General features: G+C 64.9%; 14 protein-coding genes and 1 pseudogene. 5 read left to right on the top strand and 10 right to left on the bottom strand.

Annotated elements, in window-relative coordinates:
* Positions 1–88 precede the first annotated feature (88 nt).
* Positions 89–802 carry a methyl-accepting chemotaxis protein gene (locus AYB31_RS22290; RefSeq protein WP_442961808.1) on the top strand — a complete coding sequence of 238 codons (714 nt, stop codon included), beginning with the start codon at positions 89–91 and terminating at the stop codon, positions 800–802.
* Positions 803–948: 146 nt separating this feature from the next.
* Here the strand turns inward: AYB31_RS22290 and AYB31_RS10580 are convergent, their stop codons facing one another.
* On the bottom strand, positions 949–2,352 hold the full coding sequence (locus AYB31_RS10580) for an amino acid permease (protein WP_153020700.1): 1,404 nt from the start codon (positions 2,350–2,352) through the stop codon (positions 949–951).
* A 1,257-nt stretch (positions 2,353–3,609) separates the two neighbouring features.
* Between AYB31_RS10580 and AYB31_RS22295 the strand changes: the two are divergent.
* Positions 3,610–3,801 (top strand): annotated as a pseudogene (locus tag AYB31_RS22295) (HAMP domain-containing protein); the annotation flags it as partial.
* Positions 3,793–4,656: a methyl-accepting chemotaxis protein gene (locus tag AYB31_RS22300; protein ID WP_442961809.1), complete on the top strand. Its 864-nt coding sequence runs from the start codon at positions 3,793–3,795 to the stop codon at positions 4,654–4,656. The pseudogene AYB31_RS22295 and the gene AYB31_RS22300, both read left to right, overlap by 9 nt.
* A gap of 373 nt (positions 4,657–5,029) precedes the next feature.
* On the opposite strand, the gene AYB31_RS10590 is transcribed toward AYB31_RS22300, so the two are convergent.
* From AYB31_RS10590 to AYB31_RS10600, 3 genes are all read right to left on the bottom strand, one after another.
* On the bottom strand, positions 5,030–6,490 hold the full coding sequence (locus AYB31_RS10590) for a sodium-dependent transporter (protein ID WP_068828424.1): 1,461 nt from the start codon (positions 6,488–6,490) through the stop codon (positions 5,030–5,032).
* Between the two features lie 71 nt (positions 6,491–6,561).
* Complete coding sequence (locus AYB31_RS10595) at positions 6,562–7,617, bottom strand: Glu/Leu/Phe/Val family dehydrogenase (RefSeq protein ID WP_068828426.1); 1,056 nt, start codon at positions 7,615–7,617, stop codon at positions 6,562–6,564.
* A gap of 215 nt (positions 7,618–7,832) precedes the next feature.
* A complete protein-coding gene (locus AYB31_RS10600; RefSeq protein ID WP_068828428.1) occupies positions 7,833–11,300 on the bottom strand; it encodes an indolepyruvate ferredoxin oxidoreductase family protein in 3,468 nt (1,155 codons plus the stop codon).
* Positions 11,301–11,497: 197 nt separating this feature from the next.
* Here AYB31_RS10600 and AYB31_RS10605 point away from each other — a divergent pair, with 197 nt between their 5' ends.
* A complete protein-coding gene (locus tag AYB31_RS10605) occupies positions 11,498–11,965 on the top strand; it encodes an Lrp/AsnC family transcriptional regulator (protein ID WP_068828430.1) in 468 nt (155 codons plus the stop codon).
* A 139-nt stretch (positions 11,966–12,104) separates the two neighbouring features.
* On the opposite strand, the gene trbK is transcribed toward AYB31_RS10605, so the two are convergent.
* Positions 12,105–12,317 (bottom strand): entry exclusion lipoprotein TrbK, encoded by a 213-nt coding sequence (gene trbK, locus AYB31_RS21120; protein ID WP_082805270.1) that lies wholly within the window; start codon positions 12,315–12,317, stop codon positions 12,105–12,107.
* Between the two features lie 800 nt (positions 12,318–13,117).
* On the opposite strand from trbK, the gene AYB31_RS10610 reads away from it, so the two are divergent.
* Positions 13,118–13,873, top strand: a complete 756-nt coding sequence (locus tag AYB31_RS10610) for a bestrophin-like domain (protein WP_068828431.1) — start codon at positions 13,118–13,120, stop codon at positions 13,871–13,873.
* 61 nt (positions 13,874–13,934) lie between these two features.
* Here the strand turns inward: AYB31_RS10610 and maiA are convergent, their stop codons facing one another.
* The 5 genes from maiA to AYB31_RS10635 form a co-directional block, all read right to left on the bottom strand.
* Complete coding sequence (gene maiA / locus AYB31_RS10615) at positions 13,935–14,597, bottom strand: maleylacetoacetate isomerase (protein WP_068828433.1); 663 nt, start codon at positions 14,595–14,597, stop codon at positions 13,935–13,937.
* Positions 14,587–15,570, bottom strand: coding sequence for a fumarylacetoacetate hydrolase family protein (locus AYB31_RS10620; protein WP_068828435.1), 984 nt, complete (start codon positions 15,568–15,570; stop codon positions 14,587–14,589). The genes maiA and AYB31_RS10620 overlap by 11 nt, the downstream gene beginning before the upstream one ends.
* Before the next feature lie 154 nt (positions 15,571–15,724).
* Positions 15,725–16,864, bottom strand: coding sequence for a homogentisate 1,2-dioxygenase (locus tag AYB31_RS10625; RefSeq protein ID WP_068828436.1), 1,140 nt, complete (start codon positions 16,862–16,864; stop codon positions 15,725–15,727).
* 154 nt (positions 16,865–17,018) lie between these two features.
* Entirely contained in the window at positions 17,019–18,101 is a 1,083-nt protein-coding gene (gene hppD / locus AYB31_RS10630) for a 4-hydroxyphenylpyruvate dioxygenase (RefSeq protein ID WP_068828438.1), read from the bottom strand.
* 212 nt (positions 18,102–18,313) lie between these two features.
* Complete coding sequence (locus AYB31_RS10635) at positions 18,314–20,758, bottom strand: EAL domain-containing protein (RefSeq protein ID WP_068828439.1); 2,445 nt, start codon at positions 20,756–20,758, stop codon at positions 18,314–18,316.
* Positions 20,759–20,993 lie beyond the last annotated feature (235 nt).

Here is a 20,993-nt window from a genome sequence, read left to right on the forward strand (position 1 = left end):
AACCGCGCAGAGCCTGAACAGTGCCTCGCAGAGCATCGTGCACAGCTCGCGCGAGGAGTCCGACAGCGCCACCAGTATGGCCGCGGCCATGGAGCAGATGATCCACAACATCGCCCAGATCGCCGACCACGCGCGCAATGCCCAGGGCATTTCCTCGCAGTCCGAACAGCTGGCCAGCGACGGCGGCCAGGTGATTCTCGGCGTGGTCGAGGGCATGAGCCGCATCGCCGAGGCGGTCAACCAGTCCTCCAGCACCATCACCGCCCTGGGTGAGTCCTCGGAGGAGATCCACTCGATCATCCAGGTGATCAACAGCATCGCCGAACAGACCAACCTGCTCGCGCTCAACGCCGCCATCGAGGCCGCTCGCGCTGGCGAAGCCGGACGCGGCTTCGCGGTGGTCGCCGACGAAGTGCGCAACCTGGCCGCGCGCACCGCGCAGTCGACCCAGGAAATCACCAGCATGATCGAACGCATCAAGGCCAGCACCGAACAGGCGGTCAGCAGCATGCAGACCGGCGTGCAGCGGGTGAGCGACGGCGTCAGCCTGGCGCGCCAGGCCGGCGACTCCATCGGCGAGATTCGCGGCGGCGCGCACCGCGCGGCCGAAGTGGTAGAGGAGATTTCCTACACCATCGGCGAGCAGAGCAAGGCCAGCAACGAAGTGGCCCAGCGCGTCGAGCAGATCGCCCGCATGTCGCAGCAGAACAGCCACACCGTGGACGAACTGGCCAACGCCGCGCAGCGCCTGGATCAGGTCGCGCGCAGCATGCAAAGCTCGGTGCTGCAGTTCCAGACCTGAGCCACCTGACAAAACGCCCTAGGCTCTGTGGGAGTGGCTGGGCGGCAATCCGCTTTAGCCGCGATTGAGGCTGCTGGATTGCCGGACAGGGCGCCCACAAAACAAAAAAGCCCCGGCTAGACCGGGGCTTTTTCATACCAGCAGGCTCAGGCCTGGGCGACGGCCTTGCGCTCGGCCATCAGCTTCAGGCGATAGCAGCCCCAGAGCAGCGCAATCCAGAACGGGATGGCGTACACCGACACCTGAATGCCGGGAATGAACAGCATCACGCCGAGGATGAAGACCACGAAGGACAGGCACAGGTAGTTGCCGAAGGGGAACCAGAAGGCCTTGAAGCTCGGCTGCACACCCTTGGCGAGCATGGCCTTGCGGAACTTCAGGTGGGAGAAGCTGATCATCGCCCAATTGATCACCAGGGACGCCACCACCAGCGACATCAGCAGCTCCAGCGCGCTGTGCGGGGCCAGATAGTTGACCAGCACGCAGAGCAGGGTCACCGCCGCCGACAGCGCGATGGCCAGCACCGGCACGCCGCGCTCGTTGACCTTCATCAGCGCCTTCGGTGCATCGCCCTGCTCGGCCAGGCCGTAGAGCATGCGGCTGTTGCAGTACACGCCGCTGTTGTAGACCGACAGCGCCGCGGTGAGCACCACGAAGTTGAGGATATGCGCGGCGGTACCCTCGCCGATCAGCGAGAAGATCTGCACGAAGGGGCTGCTGCCATAAGCATCGCCACCGGCATTGAGGGTCTGCACCAGGCTGTCCCAGGGATAGAGCGAGAGCAGGATGGTCAGCGCGCCGATATAGAAGATCAGGATGCGCCAGACCACCTGATTGATCGCCTTGGGGATCACCGTCTTCGGCTGATCGGCCTCGGCGGCGGTGATGCCCACCAGCTCCAGGCCACCGAAGCTGAACATGATGATGGCCATCATCATCACCAGCCCGGACACCCCGTTGGGGAAGAAGCCGCCGTGGCTCCACAGGTTGCTGACGCTGGCCTGCTCACCGCCGGCACCGCTGATCAGCAGATAGCCGCCGAGGACGATCATGCCGATGATGGCCACCACCTTGATGATGGCGAACCAGAACTCGGTCTCGCCGAAAGCCTTCACGTTGACCAGGTTGATCAGGTTGATCAGCACGAAGAAAGCCGCCGCCGTGGCCCAGGTGGGGATCTCCGGCCACCAGTACTGCACGTACTTGCCCACGGCCGTCAGCTCGGCCATGCCCACCAGTACATAGAGCACCCAGTAGTTCCAGCCGGACAGGAAGCCGGCGAACGGCCCCCAGTAGCCATGGGCGAAGTGGCTGAAGGAGCCGGCAACCGGCTCCTCGACGATCATCTCGCCGAGCTGGCGCATGATCAGGAAGGCGATGAAGCCGCCGATGGCGTAGCCCAGGATCATCGACGGACCGGCGCTCTGCATCACCCCGGCAGAGCCGAGGAACAGGCCGGTGCCGATGGCACCACCGAGGGCGATCAGCTGGATATGACGGTTCTTGAGGCCGCGCTTGAGCGGGCCGGTGTGCAAGTGTTCGGACATCAGCGGGCGCTCCGGGTCGAACGCGGGGCGAGGCAAGTGCGAGGCATGGGTTCACCTGTCTGTCGGAAAATCCACCGGACTCGTGGTCCGGCGGCATCGTCTGGGCCTGTCGGCCGCGGCTCGCCTGGCGACGAGCGCCGCGCAGTATACCCGAGCCACCCGGCCGAGGGCTTGGCGGAAAACCGCCACAAGCAGACCTTACATCGGCAAAAACCCGCCGATGGAGAGGCGTGCCTGGCACCGGCGCCCGACCCGCCGCTGTCTAGAATCTGTGCATGAGCCACGCGGCGCGACATGGCACAGCGGTTGCCTACTAGCTCGGCTGGCCCATGTGCGGCAAAAACAATAATTGGAGTTTCCTGCATGTCTAACGCTGCCTTCCGCCTGTTCGCCAACCTGGGCGTGGGCAAGAAGCTGCTTTGCGGCTTCGGCCTGGTCCTGCTGCTGACACTGGCCATGACCCTCAGCGGCTTTCTCGCCCTTCGCGCTGTGCTGCAGGGCCATGAAAGGGTCGGCCAGCTTAGCGCCATCAACCAGGAAATCCTCCAGGCCCGCAGCCTGGAAAGCGCCTTCGCCCTGGCTCCGAGCGCCGACAACGCCAGCCCTGTGCGCGACAGCCTGGGCCGCGTGCAGAGCCTGCTGGGGAAATTGCAGCAGAACAGCGACAGCGGCGCCGACATGGTCGCGGCGGTGAACGACTACAGCAGCCGGTTCGAGCGCTATGTCGAGTTGCAGAACACCGCCCGCCAGGCCCGCGAGGACATGCGCAGCGCCGCCGGCGAGGCCCGCGACCAGTTCGAGACCATCGAGCTGGACATGTACGACGCCGTGCGCGAACTGCGCCTGCAGGGCGACCGTCTGCGCGGCAGCGACCCGCTGACCCTGGCGGAAACCGCCTCCGGCCTGAGCAAACGCATGCTCGACCTGCGCACCCATGAAAGCCTGTTTATCATCGACGGCTCGACTGAGGCCCTGGAAGAATGGACCTACGTCAGCGACGAGCTGCAGAACGTCGCCCGCAGCCTGATGGTGTGGCTGGACGACGAACAGAAGGCCACCATCGAGACTGCCCTGCAGGCGCTGACCACCTACCAGCAAGCCTTCGCCAAGTACCGCGAGATCCACGAACAGAACCTCGCCACCCGGCAACAGATGATCGAACGGGCCAACGCCGTCCTGGACCTGGCCGAAGCCGCGCAGAACGAGGCCGAACAGGCCATGAGCGCCGGCAGCAATCGCGCCCTTTTGATGCTCGGCGTCATGGGCCTGGCTGCCGTGGTGATCGGCCTGGGTGCGGCGCTGCTGATTTCCCGCTCCATCGTCGCGCCGCTGCGCCAGACCGTGGCCATCGCCCAGCGCATCGCCGAGGGCGACCTCAGCCAGGACCTGCCGCCACAACAGCGCAGCGACGAGCTTGGCCAGTTGCTCAACGCCATGCAGAGCATGACCCACAGCCTGCGCGACCTGGTCGGGCGCATCGGCGCCGGAGTCGGCCAGATCGCCGCAGCCGCCGAGGAACTCTCGGCGATCACCGCGCAGACCAGCGATGGTGTGCAGACGCAGAAGCTGGAGACCGAACAGACCGCCACCGCCATGCATCAGATGACCGCCACCGTGCAAGAGGTGGCGCAGAACGCCGAGCAGGCTTCCCTGGCCGCCCGCGACGCCGATCAGGAAGCCCAGCAGGGCAACCGTTTGGTGCAGCAGGCAGTGGAGCAGATCGGCAGCCTGGCCAGCGAGGTGGAGCAGTCGGCCGAGGCGATTCAGGCGCTCAATACCGAGAGCTCACGCATCGGCGGCGTGCTGGAGGTGATCCGCAATGTCGCCGAACAGACCAACCTCTTGGCCCTCAACGCCGCCATCGAGGCCGCCCGCGCCGGCGAGCAGGGCCGTGGCTTCGCCGTAGTCGCCGACGAGGTACGCGCCCTGGCCAAGCGTGCCCAGGACTCGACCGAGGAAATCGAAAAACTGATCGCCGGCCTGCAGCACATGGCCCGCGCGGCCGTGGAGCAGATGGAAAGCAGCCGCGACCTGACCCAGCGTACCGTCAGCCTGGCGGGCGAAGCCGGCAGCGCGCTGAGCAGCATCACCCAGGCGGTCAGCACCATCGAACAGATGAACCAGCAGATCGCCGCGGCCGCCGAACAGCAGAGCGCGGTGGCCGAGTCGATCAACGAAAGCATCACCCGGGTACGCGATATCGGCGAACAGAGCGCCAGCGCCAGCCAACAGACCGCGGCCTCCAGCGCCGAACTGGCGCGCCTCGGCAGCGAGCTGCAAGGGTTGGTCGGGCGTTTCCGTACCTGACGCCCGGCGCCAACAGACGCCAGGGCACTGTAAGAGCGAGCTCTGCTCGCGATGCTTTTGCGGCGCCCCGTTCGCGAGCAAAGCTCGCTCCTATGAAGAGCCGACGATCGATGGAGCGCTTTTGTGGGAGCGGCTTCAGCCGCGATGTAGGCAACACCTCAGCTGCCCCCATCGCGGCTAAAGCGGAGTGCCGCCCAACCGCTCCCACGAGGATCAAGAGCCGGGCCTGTAGCCGCTGTTGGGCTTCGGCCGAGTGGCCTCAACCCAACCTACAGGTTTGTCAGACCCGCCGACTGGCGCAGTTCGTAGGTTGGGCTGAACACCGCCAAGCCCAACAGCCGGCAAACACGGTGCACAGCCCTGCAAACTCCAATCACCCTCTGGCCAGCTCCTGCCGCACCCGCGGCGCCAGCAACTCTCCGGCGACCGCCAGCACACCGATGGCACCGGCGATCCAGTACCACTTGGCAATCGGATCGAAGCCCAGCCAGCCGAGGGCATGCAGGAACACGATACCGATCAGCACCGGGCTGACGTAACGCACCATGAACAGCCACAGCGCGTAGCCCAGCGGCGGCAGGTTCAGCTCGTCGCGCATCACCTCGCTGCGCAGGCAGTAGCCGGCGAGGATCACCATGCCGATGCCACCCAGCGGCATCATCCAGCGCGAGGTCAGGTAGTCCAGCCAGTCGAACAGGTTCTTGCCGCCCGGCGTCCAGCCCGCCATGACGTTGAACGAGAGCATGGCCAGCAGGCTGATCAGCAACAGCACCACGCCGGCACCGGTGGCGGCCTTGGCTCGGCTGATGCCGTGCTTCTCGTTGAGGTAGGCGACGGTGGCTTCGACCAGGGAGATCGCCGAGGTCAACGCGGCGATGGACACCATGGCGAAGAACAGCACGCCGAAGAAGGTGCCGAACGGCATCTGCTGGAACGCCAGCGGCAGGCTCATAAAGATCAGCCCCGGTCCTGCGCTCGGGCTCAGGCCGTTGGCGAAGATGATCGGGAAGATCGCCAGGCCGGCGAGCAGCGCCACCAGGGTATCGGCGATGGCGACGACGAAGGTGGTGCGCGCCACCGACTGGCCGTCCGGCAGGTAGGAGCCGTAGATGAGGATGGCGCCAGAGGCCAGGCTGAGGGTGAAGAAGGCATGGCCCAGGGCGGCCAGCAGCGCTTCGCCGGTGATCTTCGAGGCATCGAAGGTGAACAGGAAATCCACCCCGGCACTGAAACTGCCGCTGCTGTAGGCATAGCCAACCAGGATCAGCAGCATCACGGCCAGGCCCGGCATCATCCAGCTCACCGAGCGTTCGATACCCTTCTGCACGCCCTTGGCCACGATGAACAGGGTCAGCAGCGCCACCAGCAGGCTCCAGCCGCCGAGCTGCCAGGGGTTGGCATTGTGCGCCTCGAACACGCCACCGAGCGCCTCGACGCTGGTGGCGGCGAGCGAGCCATCAAGCATCTTCCACGTATAGGCGAAGGCCCAGCTGGCGGCGACCACGTAGAAACACAGGATCATGAAGCCGGCGACCATGGCCATCAGCCCCACGCCACGCCACAGCGGGTGCGCCCCGCCCTCGCGCGCGACCCGCGCCACCGCGTCCAGCGGGCTGCCACGGCCACGGCGACCGAGGGCGATCTCGGTCATCATCACCGGAATGCCGATGGCCAGGATGCAGGCCAGGTACATCAGGACGAAGGCGCCACCGCCGTATTCGCCGGTGATGTAGGGAAACTTCCAGATGTTGCCCAGGCCCACGGCGGAGCCGGTGGCGGCGAGGATGAAGCCCCAGCGCGAGAGCCAGAGGTTCTTCGGTTTTTCACGGGTCATGCGTCACCTGCTTGTTGTTGTGTGTGACGGAAGGAATGCGCCGCCGCACGCCGGCGGCGCGGTTGATCGGGTCAGGCGCGGCCGAGGATCTCGCGGGCCATGCGATCGGCAACCGCCGTGGTGGTCGCGCCTTCGGCTGCGGCGCGGCGGAAGATCTCGTCGAGGGTCGTTTCGATACCTTCGATATGCGCCTTGAGCTGCTCGGTGCTGCCGCCGGTGCGCTCGTAGCACACGTCGATGATGCCGCCGGCGTTGATCGCGTAGTCCGGCGCGTACAGGCAGTCGCGCCGGCGCAGCTGCTCGGCCAGTTCCGGGCTGGCCAGCTGGTTGTTGGCGGCACCGGCGATGATCGGTGCGCGCAGCGCTTCCAGGGTCTGCGGGTTGACGATGGCACCGAGGGCGCAAGGCGCGAACACGTCGACGTCGAGGCCAAAGATGTCGTGCTGGCTTACCGCCTGGGCACCCAGTTGCTCGACGGCGCGGCGCTGGTTGGCCTCGAAGATGTCGGTCACCCACAGTTCGGCGCCGGCATCCTTGAGGTGCTTGGCCAGACCGAAGCCGACCTGGCCGACGCCCTGGATCGCTACCTTCAGACCTTTGAGGTCGGTACGACCGAGGCGATGGCGCACCGCCGCGCGAATGCCGACAAACACGCCGTAGGCGGTGGACGGCGACGGATCGCCATCGCGGGTGCCGCCACCGAAGGCCTCGCGTTGGCCGGCGCCGGCCACATGGCGGGTGCGCTGGGCCATGATCTGCATCTCGGCCACGCCGGTACCCGAGTCGGCGGCGGTGATGTAGCGCCCGCCGAGCTTGTCAACGAAGTCGCCCATGGCCTGGAACAGCGCCTGGCTCTTGCCATTGCGCGGGTCGCCGATGATCACCGCCTTGCCGCCGCCCAGCGGCAAGCGCGCCAGGGCCGATTTGTAGGTCATGCCGCGCGACAAACGCAGCACGTCGCGCAGCGCTTCCTCGTCGCTGGCGTAGTTCCACATGCGGCAGCCGCCGAGAGCCGGCCCCAGGGTGGTGTCGTGCACGGCGATGATGGCCTTGAGGCCGCTGGCCTGGTCGTGGCCGTAGACCACCTGTTCGTGATGGTCGAAGTCGATATGGGTGAAGACGGACATGCTGTTTCCTCAAATCTAGGCACGCCAAACGGCTGCCCTCAGTGGTCCTGTGGGAGCGGCTTTAGCCGCGATGCTCTTGCGTTGTTCATTCGCGGCTAAGCGGACTACCGCCCAACCGCTCCCACAAAGCACTTCAAAGGCATTCGTGGGCTTGGGGATGTAAAAGGCCGTCCTCTCCCCTCAGGGGAAAGGCAGAGGACGGCAAGGGTGACGCGTTAGGCGGCCGGTTCGAACAGCTGCACCGCGGCGATCTCGCTGACCAGCAAACGTGCCTTGAGCTGCTTGGCCTGCTCGCGTACCTGGGCCACGGCATGCTCCTTGACGTGGCCGTAGCCGCGGATCTGCTCCGGCAGTTCGGCCAGGGCCACGGCAGTGCGGTAGTTGTCCGGGCGCAGCTCCTTGAGCAGCAGCTCGACCAGCTCTTCGTATTCCTCGATCAGCTCGCGCTCGACCTTGCGCTCGGCGCTGTGGCCGAACGGATCGAGCAGGCTGCCGCGCAGGAACTTGAAGCGCGCCAGCACGCCGAAGGCCTTGAGCACCCACGGCCCGAACTCGCGCTTGATCGGCGCGCCGGTGCGCGCATCGGGCCTGGCCAGCCAGCTCGGCGCCAGGTGGAAGTGCAGGCGGTAGTCGCCCTCGAACTGCGCCTCCAGTTGCTGGCGGAAGCTCGGCTCGCTGTACAGCCGCGCCACTTCGTACTCGTCCTTGTAGGCCAGCAGCTTGAAGTAGTAGCGCGCCACGGCACGGCTCAGGGCGTGGTCGGTACTGCTGTCGGCCTGGCGCACGCGCTCGACCAGGCTCAGGTAACGCTGCGCGTAATCCGCATCCTGGTAGGCGGTCAGGCGCTGCATGCGGTCGGCAACGATTTCCTCGAAGGTTTCGCAGCGCGGCGCTTCCGGGCTCTTCGGCGTGGCCAGCTGCTCCACGGCGGCCAGGTCATGGGCGGCGCGGCGGCCCCAGAGGAAGGCCTGCTGGTTGAGCGGGATGGACACGCCGTTGAGCTCGATAGCCTTGTCGATGGCCTCGGCGGACACCGGCACCAAACCTTTCTGGTAGGCGTAGCCGAGCATGAACAGGTTGCTGGCGATGGTGTCACCGAGCAGCGCGGTGGCCAGGCGAGTGGCGTCGACGAAGTGGGTCTTGCCCTCGCCCACCGCTTCCACCAGCGCCTCGCGCATGGCCGCACCGGGCACCTGGGCGTCCGGGTTGCGGGTGAACTCGGCGGTGGCCGCCTCATGGCTGTTGACCACTGCATGGGCGATCTTGTCGTTGAGCTTGGCCAGCGACTCCTCGCCGGCTGCCACCACCAGGTCGCAGGCCAGCAACAGGTCGGTCTCGCCGGCGGCGATGCGCACGGCGTAGATATCGTCCTGCTTGGCGGCGATGCGGATATGACTGATCACCGGACCGAATTTCTGCGCCAGGCCCGCCTGGTCGAGCACGGTGCAACCCTTGCCTTCCAGGTGCGCGGCCATGCCCAGCAGCGCACCGACGGTGGTCACACCACTGCCGCCGACACCCGGCAGGAGGATATTCCACGGCCGCGCTAGATCCGGTAGGCGCGGTTCCGGCAGCGCCACGAACAGCGCCTTGGCGCCCAGCGCCTCGGGCTTGCGCAGGCCACCGCCGTGCACGGTGACGAAGCTCGGGCAGAAGCCCTCGACGCAGGAGAAGTCCTTGTTGCAGGCGTTCTGATCGATCTGCCGCTTGCGCCCCAGCTCGGTTTCCAGCGGCAACACGGACAGGCAGTTGGACTTCACGCTGCAGTCGCCACAGCCCTCGCACACCGACGGGTTGATGAAGGCACGCTTCTGCGGGTCGACCAGCTTGCCGCGCTTGCGCCGGCGGCGCTTCTCGGTGGCGCAGGTCTGGTCATACAGAATCACCGTAGTGCCCTTGATCTCGCGCAGCTCGCGCTGCACGGCATCCAGCTCGCGGCGATGATGGAAGGTAACGATCGGCGCGAAGGTGGCGCGGGTCGGGTACTTGTCCGGCTCGTCGCTGACCAGGGCGATGCGTTTGACGCCCTCGGCGTAGACCTGCTGGCTGAGCTGGTCGATGCGCAGCTCGCCGTCGATCGGCTGGCCGCCGGTCATGGCCACCGCATCGTTGTAGAGGATCTTGTAGGTGATGTTGACCCCGGAGGCCACGGCAGCGCGCAGGGCCAGGTGGCCGGAGTGGAAGTAGGTGCCGTCGCCGAGGTTCTGGAACACGTGCGGGGTGTCGGTGAACGGCGCCTGGCCGATCCAGGTGACGCCCTCGCCGCCCATCTGGGTGAAGGTGTCGGTGTTGCGGTCCATCCACTGGGTCATGTAGTGGCAGCCGATGCCGCCGAGGGCCCGGCTGCCTTCCGGCAGCTGGGTGGAACTGTTGTGCGGGCAGCCCGAGCAGAAGTGCGGGGTGCGCTTGGTGTCGTGCTTCGGTGCTGCCAGCGCCGCTTCCTTGGCAGCGAGGAAGGCCAGGCGCTCCTCGATCTGCGGGCTGGTGTAGATCGGCGCCAGGCGCTTGGCGATCACCCGAGCGATCATTGCCGGGGTCAGCTCGGCCAGGTTGGGCAGCAGCGAGTTGCCCTCCTCGTCGAACTCGCCGACCACCCGCGGGCGCTTGCCGACCGGCCAGTTGTACAGCTGGCCGGTGAGCTGGTCCTCGATGATGCTGCGCTTCTCCTCGACCACTAGGATCTCGTCCAGGCCCTCGGCGAAGTTGTGCACGGACACCGGCTCCAGCGGCCAGCTCATGCCGATCTTCAGCACGCGCAGGCCAACCTTCGCGCACAGCTCCTCGTCCAGTCCCAGGTCATCCAGAGCCTGGCGCACGTCGAGGTAGGACTTGCCGGTGGTGATGATGCCCAGGCGCGGGTTGGGCGAGTCCAGCTTGATCTGGTCGAGCTTGTTGGCCAGGGCAAAGGCCCGGGCGGCGTAGATCTTGTACTGGTTGAGGCGTTTTTCCTGGGCCAGGGGCGGGTCCGGCCAGCGGATATGCACGCCGTCTTCCGGCAGCTGGAAATCGGTCGGCAGCTTGACCTCGACGCGCAGCGGGTCGACGTCCACCACGGCGGAGGAATCGACGTTCTCGGCGATGGTCTTCAGCGCCACCCAGCAGCCGCTGTAGCGCGACAGCTCCCAGCCGAGGATGCCGTAGTCGAGGATTTCCTGGACGTTGGCCGGATTCAGCACCGGCATCGACGCGGCGATAAAGGCATGCTCGCTCTGGTGGGCGATGGTCGAGGACTTGCAGCCATGGTCGTCGCCGGCCAGCACCAGCACGCCGCCGTGTTCTGAGACACCCGCCGAGTTGCCGTGTTTGAACACATCGCCACTGCGATCCACGCCCGGGCCCTTGCCGTACCACATGGCGAACACGCCGTCATAGCGCGCCCCGGGGAACAGGTTGGCCTGCTGGCTGCCCCATACGGCGGTGGCGCCCAACTCTTCGTTGACGCCCGGCTGGAAGTGGATGTGGTTGTCCTGGAGGAATTGCTTGGCTTCCCACAGGCTCTTGTCCAACCCACCGAGCGGCGAGCCGCGGTAGCCGGAGATGAAGCAGGCGGTGTTGAGGCCATGGGCAGTGTCACGCTGCTTCTGCAGCATGGGCAGGCGGGTCAGCGCCTGGGTGCCGGTCAGGTAAAGCCGGCCAGTGGCTACACGGTACTTGTCGTCCAGACGGATTTCGGCCAGAGACATGGGGCGCTCCTTTTATTCTTGTGTGAGCGAGACGACCTTTCTTGGAGGTCGCCGTTAAGCCTGACGCGGGGTCACCACGACAGGCCGGATGGGCAAAACTATGACCGAGGAGTTCTGGATTTTTCTTTCTTTTTTTGTGCCTACAGCGGAATACTGCGCATGAGTTATTCCGCCATGACGAACAAAGAGAAAAATTCATGCAGGAAAAGCTGAGCCCCATCGACCGCCGCATTCTTCGCCTGCTGCAGCACAACGCCGACCTCTCCGCCGCCGAGATCGCCGAGAAGGTGGAGCTGTCGCAATCGCCCTGCTGGCGCCGCATCCACCGCATGCAGGAGGAAGGGCTGATCGAACGCAAGGTCGCCCTGCTCAACCCGCAGAAGCTCGGCCTGGGCATGACGGTGTTCGTGGATATCAAGCTGTCGGCCCATGGCCGCAACAACCTGGAAGAGTTCGAGGAAGCGGTGGTCGGCTACCCGCAGGTGCTGGAGTGCCACACCATGGCCGGCGGCTCGGACTACCTGCTCAAAGTGGTGGCCAGGGACATTGCCGACTATGAGCGCTTCCTGCGCGACCATCTGTTGCAGCGGCCGCATGTGCAGGAGGCGCATTCGCATATTGCGATGAGTGTGGTGAAGAGGACTACGGAGTTGCCGTTGGATTGACGATCAAAAACGCCCGGCAATACCGGGCGTTTTTCATGAGGTGAATCACGACCTAGTCGAGAACACCTTGCCAAGTGCGCCGGAGCTATTCGGCAAGAGCCATATCGAACTCTGCGTTATCAACTCAAGGCCGATCAAATCAGAACGTTTTAGGTTCCGAGTGTTGATATGAGCCGCCAGTCATGCACTTCTCAACTAGGCTTTCTCGATCCTTATTATCGGGAAGAGACTTCCAATAGTCAGGCTGACAATGCTCGGAAGATGGTTCGTATGAAGCGGATTTGTCATCGTCGTCTTGGCATCCAGCCAGTAGGATTGTGGAGAGTAGGCAAATACAAACTGCGTGCTTCATGAGGATCCTTCCTTTTGAATGGGCGCGCTTTATAGCAATCGAGCCTTACGCTCGCAGTGAGCCATCACACACTTGATGGAAAGGGAACATTTTTATTTTCCAACGAGGAAAAGGGGACGGATTTATTTTCCGGTGCAATGCGCTGAATGCCCTTCCCCCTTTCGCCCTCACGGCGAGTCACTTGCTCTTGTTTGCCCAAGAGAAAGTAACCAAAGAGAAGGCCACCCCTACATCCGGGTCTGGCCTGCGGCCAGACTTCCCTCCTTCCGGTGCCGCTCCGGGGGCCGGCGTACAAGGGGCGCCCAGCCGTCTCGCCGCATCCCTGCGGCTCGTCCCCCTGCGCAACACCTCCACTCGGCCTTCTGACGGGGACTTGGGCTCCGAGGTGCCTGGTGGATTCTGTCGATGTGCAGAACCGTTATTTGTAGGAGGGGCCTTGGCCGCGATATGGCCACTTCACGGATAGTCGCGGCCAAGGCCCCTCCTACACGGTTAGTGCGCGTGTTTATGGCTTTGTGGGAGCGGCTTTAGCCGCGATGAAACCTACTCCTCAGTTGCCGGCTATCGCGGCTGAAGCCGCTCCCACGAGTAGCATGATGCGCTGGTGCTCAGACTTTCAGGCAGCGCCAAACGCCCCTTCAGGAGGGTAAGCGGAATCGTTGTGGAAGGGGTTGAGCCGCATGGATGCCGCGAGAGCGACGATGGGCCATGAATGGCCCTTCTCCGCATCAGCCAAGACAAGGCAGTACTGCGCTGGCATGCTACGGCGACACCATCCCCAAGCACTATGAGTGCCCCTTATGGAATCTATCTGGATCACGTTGGGTATCTTTGCCTGCCTGCTGTCGGCCTCCCTGGTGATGATGTACTGGTCACCCAGGCTTTCAGCCCGCCACCGGGATGAAGAGACAAATACGGTAGTCCGGCTGGTTGCCAATATTTTTGTGGTCATGACGTCGTTGGTGTTCGGCCTGATGATCAACTCGGCCAAGAACACGTTCGAAGCTATCGACACGAATCTGCATGCCTACGCGACTAGCCTGATCATTTTTGACCGCACGTTGAAAAACTACGGTGACGCGGCACAGGACACGCGAGCAAACCTGGCCACGTACCTGGAGCACGCCATCGCCAACCCCTATCGCGGCGACGAAGCCCTGCAGCACCGCAGGAGCCCAGCCACCCAATACCTGGACGATATCGGCGTCACCCTGGCCGCCATCACGCCTCAGAGCCGATACCAGGAGACGATACTGTCGGACCTGCGCCAGCAATATCACTCACTCATCGAGCAGCGCTGGAGAATTGTCGAGCAATCCGAAGGGACTATTCCGCTACCACTGATAGGGATGCTGCTTGCGTGGATGACCTTGATCTATGCCAGTTTCGGCTATCGGGCACCTCGAAACCCGATGGTAATAAGCATGTTCGCCATCTCTGCATTGCTGATCGCTGCCTCAGTCTATCTGGTGCTCGATATGGATATCCCCTTCCATGGCCCGATCCAGATTTCAGATGCTCCGTTGCGTAGAGCATTGGCGGAAATGCAAATGTAACGGTAGGAAATGGGCAGTTTGATTTCCCAAGCCACCAAGCGGAGCGAACCCGCCCTACGGATCAGAACACCGCGTCAGACTGAGCCTCGGGTGCGGCCGCCTTGAAGGCATCCAGTGCGAAACACCGCTCTTCCATCGCCAACAACTGCGAATAACTCGACAACTCGCAGTTGAAGCGCCGCGCGTTATACAGCTGCGGAATCACGCAAGCTTCGAGATACCCCGGCCGATTACCCAGCGACAGCCCGCCGCCAAACACCGCCAGCCCCTGCTCCACCGCCGCCAACCCCTTGTCCACCCAATGCCGGTACCAGGTATTCTTCGCCTCATCCGTGGCGCCAAGTTCGGCGCTCAGATACTGCAGCACCCGCAGGTTGTTCAGCGGGTGGATATCGCAGGCGATATGCAGGGCCAGGGCGCGCACCTGGGCGCGCTGGGCCGGTTCGGCCGGCAGCAGTGCCGGCACCAGGAAGACTTCGTCGAGGTATTCGAGGATGGCCAGCGACTGGGCGATGCGTACCCCGCCGTTGGCCCCATCCACCAGCAGCGGCACCAACTCCTGCGGGTTCAGCGCCTTGTAACCATCCGCGTGCTGCTGGCCGCCGTCCTTGACCAGATGCACCGGCACCTGGCGGTAGGCCAAGCCCTTGAGGCCAAGAGCGATGCGCACCCGGTAGGCGGCACTGGAGCGCCAGTAGCCATGGAGCGTCAGCTCAGTGCTCATAGCGCTCCACCGCCTGGTCAATAGCGCCGAAGATGCTCTGGCCGGCGGCGTCGAACATCTCGATACGCACCCGGTCGCCGAACTTGAGGAAGGGCGTGATCGCCTCGCCCTGCTCGACGATCTCCAGCATGCGCTTCTCGGCCAGGCAGGACGAACCCGCGCTGCGGTCGTAGTTGGACACGGTGCCGGAGCCGATGATGGTGCCGGCGCCCAGCGGGCGGGTCTTGGCGGCGTGGGCGACCAGGGTCGGGAAGTTGAAGGTCATGTCCACGCCAGCGTTGGGCTGGCCGAACAGCGCGCCGTTGATGTGCGACACCAGCGGCCGGTGCACCTTGCCGTCCTTCCAGGCCTCGCCCAGCTCGTCCGGGGTCACGGCCACCGGCGAGAAGCTCGATGACGGCTTGCTCTGGTAGAAACCGAAGCCCTTGGCCAGTTCGCCGGGGATCAGATTGCGCAGCGACACGTCGTTGACCAGCAGCAGCAGGCGGATATGTTCGCCGGCCTCGGCGGCCGTAGCGCCCATCGGTACGTCGTCGGTGATCACCGCCAACTCGGCCTCCAGGTCGATGCCCCAGGCCTCGTCGGCCAGCTGGATCGGACTGTGCGGCGGAATGAAGCTGTCGGCCCCGCCTTGGTACATCAGCGGATCGTGCCAGAAGCTCTCCGGCATCTCGGCGCCACGCGCCTTGCGCACCAGCTCGACGTGGTTGACGTAGGCACTGCCGTCGGCCCAGTGGAAGGCACGTGGCAAGGGGCTGTGGCAGTCGGTCTGGTCGAAGACGAAGGCCTCGTCGATCAGGCCGTCGTTGAGACGCTGGTACACCGACTCCAGCAGCGGGCGCTTGATGTCCCAATCGTCCAGCGCAGCCTGCAGGGTGGCGGCGATCTGCGGCACCTTCACGGCGCGGGTCAGGTCGCGAGAAACGACGATCAGTTCGCCGTCGCGGCCTTGGTTGAGTGATGCGAGTTTCATGGGTTACCTCAAATGGGTTGGTCTCCCCTCTCCCGCTGGGAGAGGGGCCGGGGCGGGCCGCGTAGGCTGAGGGATTCCCAGACTGCTCGGAGCAGCCTGTAGCACCCTCACCCCAACCCTCTCCCAGAAGGAGAGGGAGCTGTTCTGCGTGGCCTTAGCCTGGTTTTCCTGGCGCACGCCAGGAGTTCACGTATTCGGGCACGTCCACGGCGGCGGCGGCTTCGGCCACTTCCAGCGCGCGGCGGGTGTCGATCATCACGGCCACTTCCTCGGCGAAGGTGGCCGGGTCTTCCTGGGCCTTCTTCAGCGCCTTGGGGTGCGGGCCGTGGGGGAAGCCACAGGGGTGCAGGGTGACCATGCCGGCCTCGATGTTGTCGCGGCTGAAGAAGTTGCCACGGTGGTAGAACAACACCTCGTCGTAGTCGTCGTTGTTGTGGAAGAACGGCACCTTGAGCGCGCCGGGGTCGCTCTCGACCGGGCGCGGGGTGAAGGTGCACACGACGAAGCCATTGGCGACGAAGGTGGTGTGCGCCGACGGCGGCAGGTGGTAGCGATGGCTCATCAGCGGGCGGATGTCGCGCCAGTTGAGGCGCACCACGGTGTTATCGCCATGCCAGCCCACCGCATCCAGCGGGTTGAACGGATAGGTGACGGTGCTGATCTGGTTGCGCCGCTTGATGCGGATCTGCCAGGTCTGCTCGCCCTGCTGGGCCTTAAACGCCGCATCGATGCGCGGGTGGTCGAGTACCGCCGGATCGAAGATCGCCTGCGGGCCCAGCAGCCCCTTGTCCGGCAGCTGGTAGGCGCCGTCGGTGTTTTCGATCAGCAGGAAGTGGCTGGGCGCGGTCGGCTCGATGCGCCAGGCGGTGCCGCGAGGGATTACCAGATAGTCGCCGTCGCGGTATTCCAGGTGACCGAAGTCGCAGTAGAAATGCCCGGCACCGTCATGCACGAACAGCAGTTCGTCGCCGTCGCTGTTGCGCGCCAGATGGCGCATGGCACCGTGGGTCTTCCACACGCGCAGCTTCACGTCGGCGTTATGCAGGCACAGCGGCGCCTCCAGCGGGCAGTCGCGCTCACTGGCAATCCGGTTGAAATTGAAGGCGTGCGGGCGCAGCGGCCCTTCCCAATCGACCCAGCCAGTCGGTGGGTGCTGGTGGTGCAGGTGGGTCACCGGACCGAAGAAGCCCTCGCGGCCCATTTCCCGCTCGTAGGTGCCTTCGGGAAAATCGCAGTGCGCCTGGCGCGAGTGTTCACCCTCGCGCAGGGGAAAGCTGATCCATTGGCGGCTCATCGCGGAGCTCCTGTCATGTGTCGAATTTCGTAGCGAGCGCAGGCCTGGCTAGGCGCCGCTTCGCGAAGGTGCGCAGTTGACATGCCGGTCAATGAGCAACCTGAGCGGAGCGGCAACACCGCCAGGGCAAGCGCAGTAGAAAATCGGCACATGACTACTCCTGAGTGATCACACCACGACGCAACTGATCTTCCTCGATGGATTCGAACAACGCCTTGAAGTTGCCTTCGCCGAAGCCCTGGTTGCCCTTGCGCTGGATGATCTCGAAGAAGATCGGGCCGATCACGGTGTTGGTGAAGATCTGCAGCAGGATGCCGTCATCTCCGGGCGCACCATCGATCAGGATATTCAGCTCGCGCAGCACGTCGGTCGGCTCGCCATGGCCGGCGACGCGGCTGTCGACCTTCTCGTAGTAGGTATCGGGAGTGGTCATGAAGTCCACGCCGTTGGCGCGCAGCTGGCGCACGGTGGCGTAGATATCGTCGGTGCTCAGGGCGATGTGCTGGATGCCTTCGCCGTGGTACTCGCGGATGAATTCCTCGATCTGCGACTTGTCGTCGGCCGACTCGTTGATCGGGATGCGGATCTTGCCGCAGGGCGCGGTCATGGCGCGGGAGAACAGGCCGGTGAGCTTGCCCTCGATGTCGAAGTAGCGGATCTCGCGGAAGTTGGCGATGCGCTCGTAGAAGCCGGACCAGACGTCCATCTGCCCGCGCTTGACGTTGTGGGTCAGGTGGTCGATGCACTGCAGGCCGACGGCGTTGTCGTTGGCGGAGCGCCCCTCGATGTATTCGAAGTCGACGTCGTAGATGCTCTTGTCACCGTAGCGGTCAACCAGGTACAGCAAGGAACCGCCGATGCCCTCGACGCAGGGGATGTTCAGCTCGCCGAAGTTGGCGTGGCTGCCGACCAGGGTGGCTCCCTGCTGCTCGACGTAGGCGGCGGCCTGGGCCGCGTTCTTCACCCGGAAGGCCATGGCGCAGGCGCTCGGCCCGTGCTTCTCGCCGAAGGCACGCACATGCCCGGAGGGGCTGCCGTTGAGGACGATGTTGATATCGTTCTGCTGGAACAGCCACACCTCTTTCGAGCGGTGCTTGGCCGTTTCGGTGAAGCCCATGGCGCGGAACAGCTGGCGCAGCTGCTCGATGCCTTCGGGCGTCGGCGCGGTGAACTCGACGAACTCGAAACCGTCGGTTCCGATGGGGTTGTGTTGCTCGATCTTGGCCACGGCGTTCATCCGGCCTCCCTGAATTGTTGTTGTGGGCATGCGCCCGCCGGCTGGCGGTGCGTTTAGACTGCCCCCATCACAACCCCTGGCCGGCGAGCGGACAAGCCGGCGGAACCGGCCAGGCACGTGGCTTGCCCGTGGCACCCGGCAAGTTTTCCTTACAGCAGCAGCCAAGGCACGCCGAGGCCTGGCCAGGCGTAAGGTTTTCTTGCCAGGGTGGTTCAGTCGGCTGCCAGTCCCATCGCAAAAAGCGGTTCGGGAATCGCCAGCAGGCCGGCCAGTGGCTGCGGCTTGCCAAGGTGATAGCCCTGGGCGAAGTCCACGCCGATCTCGCCAAGGGCTGCCAGCACCTCGGCCGTTTCGACGAACTCGGCGATGGTGCGCTTGCCCATGACGTGGCCGATCTGGTTGATCATCTCGACCATGGCCCGGTCGATGGGGTCGTCGAGCATGTCGCGGACGAAGCTGCCGTCGATCTTCAGGTAGTCCACCGGCAGGTGCTTGAGGTACATGAACGACGACATGCCCGCGCAGAAGTCATCCAGCGAGAAGCGGCAGCCCAGGGACTTGAGCTCGTTGATGAAGTGGGTGGCCTCGGTCAGGTTGGCGATGGCGGCGGTCTCGGTGATCTCGAAGCAGATCGCCTGCGGCGCCAGCGGCTGCTCGGCCAGTTGCTCGCGGATAAAGGCGAGGAAGTCGCGGTCGCCGATACTGGCGCCGGACAGGTTGATCGCGCAGTGCAGCAGCGGCGCGTGCGGATGTTCGACGTGGAAGCGCGCCAGCGCCTGCAGGGTGTGGCGCACCACCCAGCGGTCGATCTGCGGCATCAGGCCATAGCGTTCGGCGGCCGGAATGAAGCTGCCGGGCGCGATCAGCGTGCCGTCCTCGTCCTGCAGGCGCAGGAGAATCTCCACATGGCCGCCCTCCTCGCCGCGGCGCAGCGGCACGATGGGCTGGGCGTAGAGGCGAAAGCGGTTCTCCTCCAGCGCTCGCTGGATGCGCTGCACCCAGCTCATCTCGCCGACCCGCTCGGACAGCTCGGTGTCATCGGGCTGGTAGGCATGCACTCGGTTGCGCCCGCGCTCCTTGGCCGAATAGCAGGCCAGGTCGGCGGTGCGCAGCAGGTCCGCCAGGCTGATCTGCCCGGGCGGCACCTGCACCACGCCGATGCTGGCGCTGATCGAGAACAGCCGCTCGCCCCAGGCAAAACGCAGCTCCTGCACCGCCACGCGCAAGGCCTCGGCGACACGCAGGGCGGCGTCGCTCGGGCAGTTCTCCAGAATCACGCCGAACTCGTCGCCCCCCAGGCGCGCCAGGGTGTCGCCCTCGCGCAGGTGCGCCTGCAGCGCCTCGCAGACCTGGCGCAGCAACTCGTCGCCGGCCGCGTGGCCGCAGGTGTCGTTGACCAGTTTGAACTGGTCCAGATCGATGAACATCAGCGCGTGCCGGCCCGGCTGACGCAGCATTCGCGCCAGCAGCTGGGCCAGGCGGTACTCGAACTCGCGGCGGTTGGCCAGGCCGGTCAGGGCGTCGTGGCTGGCCTGCCAGGAGAGGCTGGCGACGAACTGGCGCTCGCGGGTCATGTCGTGCAGCACCATGACCACGCCGCTGACCAGGCCGCGCTCCTGCACCGGTGTGCCGACCAGGTTGACCGCCACCGAGCTGCCGTCCGGGCGCACGATCAGCTTGGCGTAGTCGCCCGCCGCCCCGCTGCCGAGAATCTGCTCCAGCAGCGGCTCACCGGCGACGCCCGGTTGCTCGTCGACGATGGAAAACAGCCGCTCGAAGGGCTGGCCCTGAGCCTGCGGCAAGGCACAGCCGGTGAGCTGCTCGGCGGCGGCGTTCATGTAGGCGATGCGCCCATCGCTGCTCAGGCTGATCACCGCGTCGCCAATCGACGCCAGAATGGTCTGCGCCCGCTGCTTGACCCGCTCCAGCGCCTGGTCGGCCGCCTCGCGCTCGTCCAGCAGCTTGCGCGTGCGCCATAGCGCCAGGCAGATCAACAGCGCGGCGGTGAGCAGGTTGGTGGCGATCAGCAGACGTCGCACCACCCGCGAGACTTCGCCGAGTATCTGCGAAAAGGATTCGGCGGCCAGGGTTGCCCCGCGATTGATGAGGTCGATACGCGCACGCCAGATCGGCACGATCTCCTCGGCATCCACCCGCCATTGGCGCCCCTGCAGAATCTCGTCGGCGAGCTCCTCCAGTTGCAGCACGTAGTGATCGCCCTGCGCCCACTGCTCGATCGCCCGTTCGAGGTAGCTGAACTGGCGGAAGTGACGGTACAGCCAGATCATCGAGTCCACGTCATCCGGGTGATTCTTGCCACGCAGGATGCCCTGGCGGGCCATGGCCAGGTCCGGCACCGGCTGATCGAGCGCCTGGCGAAAGACATGGTCGCCCAGCGGAACCGCGATGGCCTGCTGATACTCCGCCAGATATTCCGGCTCGCCGGTCTGGGCATACAGGTCGAGGTAGTGGATGGCGTCCTTCAACCCCTTGGACCAGAGGCTCTCACCTGCCACATAGGCGCGCACCGCCGAATGCAGATACAGGCTGCCGCCGGCCAGCAGCGACTGCAGCAGCACGACCAGCACGAAGGGCCAGACCAGCCGTAGCAGTTGCGAGGGCGCATGCATTCCGGCGGCATTGGCTTCCTGGCTCATGAGTGCCTGCTCTTCGGCTTTGCGAGATACCCAAGAGGTATAGATGGCTTTCTGCCAACTGTCAGAAATGACAGAAAAATAACGCCATATTTCGGGCGCAACAGGTCGCGGCGAACGGCAGCGCTCAGGGGCTGAACGAATGCTGCCCGCGCTCGGCGACTTCTCCTGCTGAAGCCAGCCCCACTCCATCTGATACGGTTTTTATCGATAAACCTGAGTCTGTTATGCAAACAGC

This window comes from Pseudomonas sp. BMS12, from assembly GCF_001592875.1.
Lineage (GTDB): Bacteria > Pseudomonadota > Gammaproteobacteria > Pseudomonadales > Pseudomonadaceae > Aquipseudomonas.

Excerpts from the sequence above, each read along its gene's own strand:
- AYB31_RS22290 (WP_442961808.1), top strand. The coding sequence starts at position 89 with ATGGAGCAGATGATCCACAACATCGCCCAGATCGCCGACCACGCGCGC.
- AYB31_RS22300 (WP_442961809.1), top strand. The coding sequence starts at position 3,793 with ATGACCCACAGCCTGCGCGACCTGGTCGGGCGCATCGGCGCCGGAGTC.
- AYB31_RS10590 (WP_068828424.1), bottom strand. The coding sequence starts at position 6,490 with ATGACCCGTGAAAAACCGAAGAACCTCTGGCTCTCGCGCTGGGGCTTC.
- AYB31_RS10595 (WP_068828426.1), bottom strand. The coding sequence starts at position 7,617 with ATGTCCGTCTTCACCCATATCGACTTCGACCATCACGAACAGGTGGTC.
- AYB31_RS10600 (WP_068828428.1), bottom strand. The coding sequence starts at position 11,300 with ATGTCTCTGGCCGAAATCCGTCTGGACGACAAGTACCGTGTAGCCACT.
- AYB31_RS10605 (WP_068828430.1), top strand. The coding sequence starts at position 11,498 with ATGCAGGAAAAGCTGAGCCCCATCGACCGCCGCATTCTTCGCCTGCTG.
- trbK (WP_082805270.1), bottom strand. The coding sequence starts at position 12,317 with ATGAAGCACGCAGTTTGTATTTGCCTACTCTCCACAATCCTACTGGCT.
- AYB31_RS10610 (WP_068828431.1), top strand. The coding sequence starts at position 13,118 with ATGGAATCTATCTGGATCACGTTGGGTATCTTTGCCTGCCTGCTGTCG.
- maiA (WP_068828433.1), bottom strand. The coding sequence starts at position 14,597 with ATGAGCACTGAGCTGACGCTCCATGGCTACTGGCGCTCCAGTGCCGCC.
- AYB31_RS10620 (WP_068828435.1), bottom strand. The coding sequence starts at position 15,570 with ATGAAACTCGCATCACTCAACCAAGGCCGCGACGGCGAACTGATCGTC.
- AYB31_RS10625 (WP_068828436.1), bottom strand. The coding sequence starts at position 16,864 with ATGAGCCGCCAATGGATCAGCTTTCCCCTGCGCGAGGGTGAACACTCG.
- hppD (WP_068828438.1), bottom strand. The coding sequence starts at position 18,101 with ATGAACGCCGTGGCCAAGATCGAGCAACACAACCCCATCGGAACCGAC.
- AYB31_RS10635 (WP_068828439.1), bottom strand. The coding sequence starts at position 20,758 with ATGAGCCAGGAAGCCAATGCCGCCGGAATGCATGCGCCCTCGCAACTG.